The organism is Carnobacterium sp. GW821-FHT04C06 (assembly GCF_059420345.1).
Genome location: NZ_JBWKTN010000002.1, coordinates 24353 through 36820 on the forward strand (window position 1 = coordinate 24353; position 12468 = coordinate 36820).

Consider the following 12468-nt stretch of genomic DNA (forward strand, 5'->3'; position numbering starts at 1 on the left):
AAATTATGAGGTGAAAAATAATGGCTAAAGATATTAAATTTGCAGAAGACGCACGTGGCGCAATGCTTCGTGGAGTAGACATTTTGGCAGACACAGTTAAAGTAACATTAGGACCTAAAGGACGTAACGTTGTTTTAGAAAAATCATTCGGATCACCTTTGATTACAAATGATGGTGTGACGATTGCAAAAGAAATCGAATTAGAAAATCATTTCGAAAATATGGGAGCAAAACTTGTTTCAGAAGTTGCTTCAAAAACAAATGATATTGCTGGTGACGGAACAACAACAGCGACTGTTTTAACACAAGCAATTGTTCGAGAAGGATTAAAAAATGTTACTGCAGGAGCTAACCCAGTCGGTATTCGTCGTGGAATTGAATTGGCAACCAAAGCAGCAGTTGAAGAATTACATGCGATTTCAAAAGTAGTCGATTCAAAAGAAGCGATTGCACAAGTAGCAGCCATTTCTTCTGGTGATGACGAAATCGGTTCGTTAATTGCAGAAGCCATGGAAAAAGTTGGCAATGACGGCGTGATTACAATTGAAGAATCAAAAGGAATCGAGACCGAATTGGACGTTGTTGAAGGAATGCAATTTGACCGTGGGTATTTATCTCAATATATGGTAACAGACAATGATAAAATGGAAGCTGTTTTAGAAAATCCATATGTTTTGATTACAGATAAAAAAATCTCAAATATTCAAGATGTCTTGCCTTTGTTGGAACAAATTCTACAACAAGGTCGTCCATTGTTAATTATTGCGGATGATGTGGATGGTGAAGCCTTACCAACACTTGTTTTAAATAAATTACGCGGTACGTTTAATGTTGTTGCAGTTAAAGCTCCTGGATTTGGTGATCGTCGCAAAGCGATGTTAGAAGACATTGCAATTTTAACTGGTGGTACTGTTATTACAGAAGATCTAGGATTAGAATTGAAAGATACAACAATTGATCAATTAGGTCATGCAGGAAAAGCTGTAGTAACAAAAGATGCGACTACAATTGTTGAAGGAGCCGGAGCAAAAGAAGCCATCCAACAACGTGTAGCTATCATCAAATCACAAGCAGCTGAAACGACTTCAGAATTTGATAAAGAAAAATTACAAGAACGTTTAGCAAAACTTTCAGGAGGGGTAGCTGTTGTTAAAGTTGGAGCAGCTACTGAAACTGAATTAAAAGAACGTAAATTACGCATTGAAGATGCCTTGAATGCAACACGTGCTGCTGTTGAAGAAGGAATCGTAGCAGGTGGTGGAACGGCTTTAGTGAATGTACAAGCTAAAGTGGCTGAAATTGAAGCAGAAGGCGACGTAGCAACAGGAATTAAAATTGTCCTACGTTCGTTAGAAGAACCATTACGTCAAATCGTAACCAATGCTGGACTTGAAGGTTCGGTAATTGTGGATAAATTAAAACATGCTGATTTAGGTATTGGTTTTAATGCAGCGAATGGTGAATGGGTAAACATGGTTGAAGCTGGAATCGTAGATCCAACTAAAGTGACTCGCTCTGCTTTGCAAAATGCAGCAAGTGTAGCAGCATTGTTATTGACAACAGAAGCAGTTGTTGCTGACCAACCAACTCCAGACATGCCACCAATGGCCCCTGGAATGGACCCAAGTATGATGGGCGGCATGATGTAAAAAACTAAAGAAGAAACCTTTAATTAAAGGTTTCTTCTTTTTTATTTCTGAGGGTTTATGATTGCAAACGCATGTTATTAAGTCTATGATTAAATTATTAAAAGAAAGAAGGAATGCTCTATGGAAAAATCAAAAAAAATTCAAATATTAAAAGATATTATTGATATAGAATCAGTTAATGGTAACGAAAAGGCTGTAGCTGATTATTTAGCTGATTTATTCAAAGAATATAAAATTTCAACAAAACAAGTAGCATATGATACAGATAGAAATAATTTAGTAGCTGAGATTGGAAACGGCACATCAAAAGTATTGGCATTTTCAGGACATATGGATGTTGTAGCGCCAGGTAATCTAGCAGACTGGACGACAGATCCTTTTAAAGCAGATGAGCGAGATGGAAAAATTTATGGTCGAGGTTCTTGCGATATGAAGAGTGGGCTAGCTGCAATGATCATCGCAATGATTGAACTGGTGGAAGAAAAAACCGAATTGAATGGTAAAATAAAATTATTAGCTACCGTCGGAGAAGAAGTTGGAGAGCTTGGAGCAGCTCAATTAACAAAAGAAGGTTATGCAGATGATGTAACATCAATGATTATTGGTGAACCATCTGGATACCGTATCATTTACACACATCAAGGTTCAATTAATTTTAGCGTAGCGTCTAAAGGTAAAAGCTCTCATAGTTCAATGCCAAAATTGGGTATTAATGCAATCGATTATTTAGTTGAATTTTACACTAAAGCGAATCATGAATTTAGAAAAACAGTTTATACAAATGATGTACTAGGTGATTTTATTTACAATGTTACGATGATATCTGGCGGAGAACAAATCAATAGTATTCCAGAAAAAGCAACGTTAGAAGGTAATATTCGTACAATTCCTGAATACGATAATCAAAAGACAATAGAAAAATTAAATGAAATAATTGAGGATTTGAATAAGGAAAAAGAATGCAATCTCACTCTAACGATTGAAGCCAACAAATTAGTTGTTAAAAGTGAACGAGATTCAGATATTGCCCACATTGCTCAAAAAATTGCTGAAACAAAGACAGGGCAAAAAGTACCATTACTTGGTATGTCTGGAACGACAGATGCAGCTGAATTTATTAAAGCAAAAAATACTTTCCCAATTATTGTTTTTGGACCAGGAAATGAAACGCCCCATCAAGTGAATGAATATGTGGGTGTAGATAATTACTTGGATATGATTGAGGTTTATAAAGAAGTTAGTATGGTATATTTAAAAAAATAGATTTATTCTTTTCTGGATATAAAAATAAGCCCCCATTCAATATTTTGAACTGGGGCTTATTTTATTGAATAAATTAATCGTCTGAAAGTTTTATAAAGATTGTTTTATCAACTATTTTTATACTATTTTTTGATGGGAAATTAGAGAGTTCTTCTCTTATTGTTGAACCTAAAATAGCATCATTTTCATTAGGCAACTTAAATGGATACCCTAGAGTGTTCATAAAACCAACAGTTCGGATACTGGTTCCATAAGTTGTTCCAATATCCCATGCAAAGAATGAATGACTAAGTGATTCTCCAGGAATAAGTGCGGACGATTTTGGTGTATGTGCACCCAAAATAAGTAATGAATAGTCAGAAGGATTATTTATTCCTAGAGAGTCTAGTTGAGTATTGATACGGTTAGCAAAAGTAACATCTTCATTAAATTTTACATGTTCTGAGTAAAGTAAATTAGCAGTTGTAGTACTTTGTTGGAATGCTATTATGATACTAACGATAAACAGAATTTTTTGAAGAATGTTATTTTTAAAATGCAATAACACATAGTAAAAATTAAAAGCTATCACAAATTGAACAGTCGGCATTTGTGCACGAATAGCTTCCGCATTTCCTATAAATATTGTTAATAAGAATGGAGATAAATATAAAAGAGCTAAACAAAATATTTCAAGGTAAATAAAATGAACCTTTTTGATAATCTTAGAAATTAAAATGGGAACTGTTAATAAAATTGTAAGTAAAAAACTATAATTATAAAAAAGTCCCTTACCTAAGACAGCAATTTTTATTTGAGTAGTAATTCGATCTAAAATATCATCTAGAGGTAATTTCCCCCAAAGTATTTGTTGGCTAAGGTAAGCAGATCCAGCGGTAGTTATCAATTTACTATTTAAATAAATTAAAGCTTTAGCTAAAATTAACGAACCTACAAAGACAATTAAATATTTTAAAATAATAAAACAGTAGTCCATTAATTTAAAATCACTAGTTTCATTTTGCTGGACATGCAAAATAAGTAGTACGCTAGCTATTGCACCTGCAATATAGAATAAAAGTAGAGATTGGTAGGTTAAAAATGCCCATGAAACTAAAATAATAGCAGGTAAAGCGAAGAGTATTTTTTTTGTTTCTATAGAAAAATAAGTTAATAATAAAGCAAGGACAATAAAAAACATTGCAAGTGATACCTCAAAACTTTGAAGTATAAAGTTAAACTGTTCTGCAAAGATTGGATGTGTTAAAAAAATAATTGTTAAACTTAAAAGACCAATTTTATTTGTATATTTTCCTAAAATACGGTAAATAAGGTAACAGAGTAAAAAACAGGTTAAAAATAAAAAGAAATAGGTTAAAAAATTTGCAACAAAAGGATTAAAGAAGTTTTGTGAAAATATTTTTTTTGAAAAAACTAATCCAATACGATCAATTGTACGCCAGGCAGCCATTTGTCCACCAAAATTAGTAATAATTGCTTCCGTATCAATTGAGTAGTCAAGGTAAGCTAATTTTATTCCATAAGTTAAAATGATAAAAAAAAGTGTAACAATGATTAATAGTTTTGACTCTCTTGCAAATCTAAGTAAATGCTGCTTTTCATTCTTAAAAAATTGATTCATAATTCATACCTCTTAATTTATTTATTTCTATACTATTATAATTAGAGCATTTAGAAGCAATAATGTCAATTATTGCGAGTTATTTTACTTGATTTTTCATTGAAATTTCGCTTTATTAATAGTTGTTTTATTGATATACTATTGCTTGATATATATTAGGGGAAATTACTATAGGGGTGTAGTTTTGAAAAATAAAATAAAAATAGTATATGTAGTAGTTTGCACAATGATGGTATTAGTACTTCCGTTTTTTTATCTACTGTTATTACAAGCTTCTCAAAGCGGTTTTGATTTTAAGGAAGCAGGTCAATTTTTTTTAGAGAATATAAATATCTTTTTTATGAGTTACGTCTTAATTCTGACACTGACACTATTCGTTCTAAGTGTAACAGGAAGCTTTATTGTAACTGAGTTTTTTAGTATGATTTTGTTTGCAGGTCTTTCTTTTGCCAATAATCAAAAAATGATAGCTCGAAATGCATCGATATATCCAGAAGATTTATCAATGATTAAAGAATTGAAACTTTTAGTTACGATGATTGATGGAGATGCAGCATTTAAGATTATTGCGTTAATCTTATTTTTAGTTCTACTTTGTGTTGGAAGTTTGATTTTTGTGAAAAAAAGTATTAAATTAAAATTCAATAAAAAAGTGTATTATTTCTCTAGGTTAGGCTTATTGATTTGTAGTTTAACAGTGTTATATTTGATGAGTAATATAAACGAGTCAGACAGCATTGCGAACAATTTGCAAAACAAGCTAGAAATTGAGTTTGTTGAATGGAGTCAACCTGAAAATTACAAGACCAATGGTTTCGTTCTAGCATTCTTAAATAATTCTAAAGTAAAAGCAATGGAAGAGCCAGAAAATTATTCAAAAAAAGAAGTGAATAAAATTGTAGCGAAGTATAAAAATTTGGCTACTAGTATGAACCAAGAGCGGGAAAATCTTTCGGATGTAAATATCATTTATGTCATGAGTGAGTCTTTCATAGATCCAAGCGACACAGACGATTTTTATAGTAAAAGTGAAGATGCTATTCCATTCACACATTCAATAATGGAACAAAATACATCTGGTAGGGCTCTAGTTTCTGATTATGGTGGTGGAACAGCAAATATGGAATTTGAAGCATTGACTAGTTTTTCAAATTACTTTCTTCAAGTAATTGCGTATCAGTCGATTGTGTCAAAATTTGATAAATTCCCTTCTATTGTTTCTTATTTAAAAGATTCAGGCTATGAAACAACTGCGATTCATCCTTATGATGGAAATATGTACAAGCGCGTAGAAGTTTATAAATCGTTAGGATTTGATCAGTTTATTGATGAGGCAACGATTAAATACGATAAGCGTTTATTTCCAGAAGCAGCAATTTCAGATGAAGCAGCATTTGAGGAAGTTCTTGATGTTTTAAACACAGATAGTAAAGCTAAGTTCATTCACTTAGTAACTATGCAAAATCATCAACCTTACGGGACTTTGTATGACGAACAAAAAATTGAAGTTTATCCAGATGATGATTTAACTGAAGACATAAGAGTTAGGATGGAAATTTATTTACAAGGATTACGTTATTCAGATGAAGCGTTGGAAAAATTCATTGATAGTTTAGAAAAAAGTAACAAGAAAACAATGGTTGTCTTCTGGGGGGATCATTATCCGGGACAAGGATTATTTTCTAACATCGACGATGAGTATTTTCAATTAACACATTCAACACCGACGTTTATTTATAGTAACTTTGAAAAAGAAGAAGAGAGTCTTGGAACGCAAAGTTTAAACTATTTAGGTGCAAATGTATTAAATCAAGTAAATGCAAAAGTTACTCCATTTTACGCAATGCTATTGAAATTGAATTCAGAAATTAAAGGGTTAACTAAAGGGGTACAGCTAGATAAAGACAGTGCTGAAATTTCTAATTTTAATGAGGAAAATTATCCCACATTGAAGGAGTATGAAATGATTCAGTATGATCTTATTTCAGGAAATAAGTATAGTATGAAAGAAAAATTTTATAGTCTAGAAAATTAAGAAATGAAGAGGAGTAAAAATGAAAAACAAGAAAATTACACTAAGTATTGTATTTGTTATATTAATGTCAGTTCTGTTTCCAAGTTTAAGCACAGTTGTTTATGCAACAGAAACTAAAGTCAATGATTTAACCACAGAGCAGTCAGCTGGAATAGACAATAATAACTCATCTAAAAAAATAGATAACGAGTTATCAGAAAAAGAGAGTTTAGAGCCAAATACCGAGGAAGTTCAAACAAATCAATCTACAGAAATTAACAAGGAAGCTCTTAAATCACAAGATGACTTGAGAAATGAGACAATGAGCGATGTTATGAAAAAAGCAGCCTCTATTCCAAGTTTTATTGAAGAAATCTCTGGAGCTGCATCAAATTTAGCGAATAGTAATGATTTGTACAGTTCTGTAATGATTGCTCAAGCAATTTTAGAATCAAAGTATGGAACGAGTGAGTTAGGAAGTTCTCCAGTTCATAACCTATTCGGTATTAAGGGAACTTATAATGGTCAATATGTGATGAAAGATACTTTAGAAGTAATTAATGGAGAGACAGTAACAGTTAATGCTCAATTCAGAAAGTATCCAAGCTATACAGAATCATTGCAAGATTATGTAAATAAATTAAAACTAGGTCCTGGTAGTGAAAATGGTTCAAGTTGGAGCCCTAATTATTATTCAGGAGCTTGGAAAAGCAACACACAAAGTTATAAAGATGCAACTAAGTTTTTAACAGGTAAGTATGCGTCAGATTTAAATTATAATACAAAGCTAGATAGTTTAATTCAAACTTATCAATTAACGAGATTTGATAATCCAGGAACCGCAAAAATTATTAGTAATTTGGAGACACCTGAGCCAGATACAATAATTAATGAAGATAAAATATTTGTAAAAGGCTGGGCATTATCAACGGATTCTGTTAAGGATGTATCTGTTAGTCTAAATGGGAAATCTATCGGGACAGCAGAGTATGGAAAAAATCGTCCGGATGTTTACAATGCTTACCCACAATATAATAATCAATCTGCTGGATATGAGTATAATATTAATAGTGAAAATATGGTTGCTGGAACTAATAAGCTTAAAGTAACTGTGTCGACAGATTCAGGACAAACTTCTGAAACGACTTCAACTATCTCAGTTCCCAATGATCTTGTAGTTGTAGATCCTAATCTGCCTAATATATTAACGGTAGATACCTTGACAAATGGGATTATATTAAAAGATAACATGATTATTAAAGGTTGGGGATTGTCTGCAAGTCAAGTGAAAAAAGTTGAGATGTTAGTAGATGGAAAAGCAATCGGTGAAGCACAATTAGGAATCGAGCGCTTAGATGTAGAACATTTTAATCCACAATATAAAAATAAAAATTCAGGCTATAGTTACCAACTAGACTTAAGTCAAGTAAGCGAAGGAAAACACGTTTTCACAGTGAAGATGACGACTGGTAATGGACAAGTAGTTGAGAATAAATACAACGTTGAAAAACCTAAAGTAGATATATTAAGTTCGATTGATAGTCCACAAAGAAATGAATCTATTTCTGGAATCTATAAAATTAGAGGTTGGGCAATCGCAAGTGAAAAAATCTCAACAGTTAAAGTCGCTGTAGATGGAAAAGAAATGGGAGTAGCTACGTATGGACTCCAAAGAGATGACGTATATCACGCCTATCCGTCATTTAATCAAAAAAATGGAGGGTATGAGTACCAATTAGATACCTCAACACTTACTGGTGGTAACCATGAACTAGAGTTGATTACAACAACCATAAGTGGGAAAACATCTACCTACAAGATAACCATTAAAATTCCTGTTTTAAGTAATATTTTAACGGTGGATACCTTAGTAAATGGAACTATTTTAAAAGATGGTTACATTATTAAAGGTTGGGGATTATCTCAAAACGGTGTGAAAAAAGTCGAAATGCTAGTAGATGGGAAAGCAATCGGCGAAGCTCAATTAGGAATTGAGCGTTTAGATGTAGAACATTTTTATCCACAATATAAAAATAAGAATTCAGGTTACAGTTACCAATTAGATTTAGGTAAAGTAAGCGAAGGCAAACATGTCTTTACAGTGAAAATGACAACTGGAGACGGAAAAATAATCGAAAATAAATACAATGTAGAAAAGCCCAAAGTAGATATTTTAAGTTCAATTGATACTCCACAAAGAAATGAAACGATTTCTGGGACATATAAAATCACTGGCTGGGCAATTGCAAGCGAAAAAGTCTCAACGGTTAAGGTAGCAATAGATGGAAAAGAAATGGGAGTAGCTACGTATGGACTTCAAAGAGAAGATGTATACCACGCTTATCCATCGCTGAACCAAAAAAATGGAGGATACGAGTACCTTCTAGATACCTCAAAACTTACTGTTGGCGATCATAAGCTAGAAGTGATTACAACAACAGCTAGTGGGAAAATATCTACCTACCAGATATCTATTAAAATACCTGGATTAACTAATATATTAACGGTAGATACCTTGACAAATGGGACCATATTAAAAGATAACATGATTATTAAAGGTTGGGGACTGTCTGCAAGTCAAGTGAAAAAAGTTGAGATGTTAGTAGATGGAAAAGCAATCGGTGAAGCACAATTAGGAATCGAGCGCTTAGATGTAGAACATTTTTATCCACAATATAAAAATAAAAATTCAGGTTATAGTTATCAATTAGATATAGGTAAAGTAAGCGAAGGAAAACACGTTTTCACAGTGAAGATGACGACTGGTAACGGACAAGTGGTTGAGAATAAATACAACGTTGAAAAACCTAAAGTAGATATATTAAGTTCGATTGATAGTCCACAAAGAAATGAATCTATTTCTGGAATCTATAAAATTAGAGGTTGGGCAATTGCAAATGAAAAAATCTCAACAGTTAAAGTAGCTATAGATGGAAAAGAAATGGGAGTAGCTACGTATGGACTCCAAAGAGATGACGTATATCACGCCTATCCGTCATTTAATCAAAAAAATGGAGGGTATGAGTATCAATTAGATACCTCAAGACTTACTGGTGGCGACCATAAGCTAGAAGTGATTACAACAACCGTAAGTGGAAAAACAGCTACTTATCGCATTGATATGAAGATTTCTATTTTAGATTACAGAAGTCAATTAGATACACCAAAAAGTGGCGGATATATTTCAAAAAATCAATTAATAAAAGGTTGGGTTTTGAATAAAAGTGAAGTGAAATCAATTTCTGCTTCGATAAATGATAATTTTGTAGGAAATGCAACTGTTAAGTTAAGTCGTCCAGATGTAGGAAATGCTTATCCAGAATACAATAATGCAAATAGTGGTTTTGAATTAAAACTTACAAATGCCAACTTAAAAGCTGGACTGAATACGTTAAAACTGAAAATCATGTTTATGGACGGTAGTGAGAAAATAATTTCAACTACAGCAACCTATTCAGAAAATTTGCTTCCTATCACAGGGTCAATTGATGAACCTGGTGCTAATCAAGCGAATAATAGTAATGATATGTTAGTTCGAGGTTGGTTCTTAGCTGAAGAAGGAATTGATCAAGTAGATGTATATGTGGACAATGTCTATCAAGGCAAAGCAAATTATGGTCAACTTAGAACCGATGTATCTAATGCTTATCCGCAATATAAAAATGCAAACTCAGGTTATAATTTATCTGTTTCAACAAAAGGTCTATCAGCTGGTAAACACACTGTAAAAGTCATTGCGACATCAAATGTAAGTGGTACTAAGACTTATGAGCAATCTTTTCTTCGTGGAGGTCTTGCAGGAAGAAAAGTGTTCGTTGATCCAGGACATGGCGGTACTGATCCAGGAGCTATTTCAGGCGGTGTTCAAGAAAAAGATTTAAATTTAAGTGTCTCTCTTAAACTCCAAGCATTATTAGAGTCAAAAGGTGCTGAAGTAATTATGTCGAGAACAGGAGATCAGTTTATTCCATTATCTACGATTTCATCAAAAGCAAATGCATCAAATGCAGATATTTTTGTCAGTGTTCATACAAATTCAGCAGTTGCGAGTGCAAGTGGTATTGAAACCTACTCATATAGCGGAACTTCAAGATCAGTTGGAATGTTTAGTCTTGATTTAGATAAACAAAATGAATCGTTGAGCGAAGGTGGTTTTTCAACTTTTGGTATTGATCGACTAACTAAGAGTGTAAAATTATCTGAATTTGTACAAAAATCGATGATTAATTCAACTGGTGCTGTAGACCGTGGAGCTAAAAAACAAGATTTCCATGTTATTCGTGAAACGAATATGCCTGCAATTTTAACTGAGATTGGATTTGTCACAAATCCAAGCGAACGAGCTAAACTTGTTTCAGATTGGTATCAAAATCAATTAGCGACAGGTATTTTTAATGGCGTAGATAATTATTTTAAAACAAATTAAAAAACAACGAACATTCTAGCTAACTAGAATGTTCGTTGTTTTTTGATTAAATAAGATTATTAATTTCTTGAAAGTACTTTTCCAACTAGTGTATAAAATAATTTGTTTTTAGTAACAAGTAAGAGTGCAAAGTACACGATTCCGCCAATAACAATTTGTAAAATTAATCCCATTGTTCGTGGCCAACCGAACAATGCCGGTAAATAATTAATAGAAAGAAACATAATGAAACCAAAAAACGCGTAGGTGAACATGTTTTTTAAAAAAGAACTAAAATCAATAACTTTATAAACAAAATAGATTTGGATAATTAATCCAATCAATTCAGCAGCAAGTTCGGCATATGATGTAGCAATACTGCCATAACGACCTACAAAAATATAATTGATAATTAGGCTAATGATTGCACCTAAAGTTACTGAAAAAGTGTATTTTTTTGGTTGATTTGTTGCTAATAATAGTTGAACTCCAAAAACATTAGCTAAGCCAACAAGCAATATGGAGGGAGCTAGTATTTTTAATACCGGAATGGAAGGTAAAAATTCAGGACCAAGAAATAGAGCGATAAAGTCATTTCCAATAGCGAATAAACCAAATATAATAGGAAACGATATCAGGCAAACAAAACTTGCGGATACATCCATATATCTTCTTACTTGCACATGGTTTTTATTGTCAAATTCATTTGCAATTCTAGGTAAAAAGACAGCACTTAAAGGCGTGATAAACCCAATAACCATTCGGACAATTTTACTTGCTTGGCTGTAGTAACCAACTTCTGTGGGTCCAGCAAACGTATTTAAAATGATTCTGTTTACATTTAAATAAATTTGAGAAGCTATTAGAGGTAAAAAATACTGAATCATTGGCCAAAAATTATTTTTAAGTTCACTTTTTTGTGGTTTCATAAAAATGATATCTTTTAATGCAAATTTCCATAAAACAATTTGTCCAATAAAGGCAGATAAACTATTGATTAATATATATTTCCATAAATCATCAGGACTTTTAATAAATAAGAAGATACAAATTAAGGTTACCACACGAACCATAATGTTTCTTGTGGTAGTTTTTTTCAATTCCTCTTTTCCATAAAAGTACCAAGAAATATCTAGTAAGGAAGATCCTAGCGTAAATAAATGGATTAAGTAATAAACATGATTCTGTTTGACAGTACTAATAAAAACTAAGTAACAAAGTATCACTGCCACAGATGCTAAAAATTGAATTGTATAAATATTCCAAAAGACTTGAGATGTTTGTTCTTTTGATTTTGTTGTAGCAATTGCTCGGCTTCCATAATTGGCAACATTTAAAATACAAAAAATGGCGAATATTTGAACATAAGCCATAACAGAAGCATCAATTCCAATCATTTTATCGCCCAAAACTCTAGAAGTATAGGGTAAGGTAATAATGGGGATTACTGTAATCAATAGTTGGTAGATCAATGAATACAAATAATTAGAAATCATTTTATTTTTCATAGCGTAGT

At 32.4% G+C, this 12468-nt stretch carries 6 protein-coding genes; 4 read left to right on the forward strand and 2 right to left on the reverse strand.

The window, feature by feature from the left end; translation table 11 throughout:
• The first annotated feature begins 20 nt into the window (after nucleotides 1–20).
• Both groL and AC07SW_RS03445 read left to right on the forward strand, forming a co-directional pair.
• Entirely contained in the window at nucleotides 21–1649 is a 1629-nt protein-coding gene (groL, locus tag AC07SW_RS03440; protein ID WP_034571508.1) for a chaperonin GroEL, read from the forward strand.
• Between the two features lie 120 nt (nucleotides 1650–1769).
• The gene (locus AC07SW_RS03445; protein WP_135022426.1) at nucleotides 1770–2912 is read left to right on the forward strand and encodes an ArgE/DapE family deacylase; all 1143 of its coding nucleotides are present in this window, start codon (nucleotides 1770–1772) and stop codon (nucleotides 2910–2912) included.
• Nucleotides 2913–2985: 73 nt separating this feature from the next.
• Here AC07SW_RS03445 and AC07SW_RS03450 read toward each other — a convergent pair whose 3' ends face one another.
• Nucleotides 2986–4533 (reverse strand): glucosyltransferase domain-containing protein, encoded by a 1548-nt coding sequence (locus AC07SW_RS03450; RefSeq protein ID WP_135022427.1) that lies wholly within the window; start codon nucleotides 4531–4533, stop codon nucleotides 2986–2988.
• 226 nt (nucleotides 4534–4759) lie between these two features.
• Between AC07SW_RS03450 and AC07SW_RS03455 the strand changes: the two genes are divergently transcribed.
• Nucleotides 4760–6568: an LTA synthase family protein gene (locus AC07SW_RS03455; protein ID WP_463688622.1), complete on the forward strand. Its 1809-nt coding sequence runs from the start codon at nucleotides 4760–4762 to the stop codon at nucleotides 6566–6568.
• 19 nt (nucleotides 6569–6587) lie between these two features.
• Nucleotides 6588–10973 carry an N-acetylmuramoyl-L-alanine amidase gene (locus AC07SW_RS03460; protein WP_494632235.1) on the forward strand — a complete coding sequence of 1462 codons (4386 nt, stop codon included), beginning with the start codon at nucleotides 6588–6590 and terminating at the stop codon, nucleotides 10971–10973.
• Between the two features lie 59 nt (nucleotides 10974–11032).
• Here AC07SW_RS03460 and AC07SW_RS03465 read toward each other — a convergent pair whose 3' ends face one another.
• Nucleotides 11033–12460, reverse strand: a complete 1428-nt coding sequence (locus tag AC07SW_RS03465) for a flippase (protein ID WP_135022430.1) — start codon at nucleotides 12458–12460, stop codon at nucleotides 11033–11035.
• Between the last annotated feature and the right edge of the window lie 8 nt (nucleotides 12461–12468).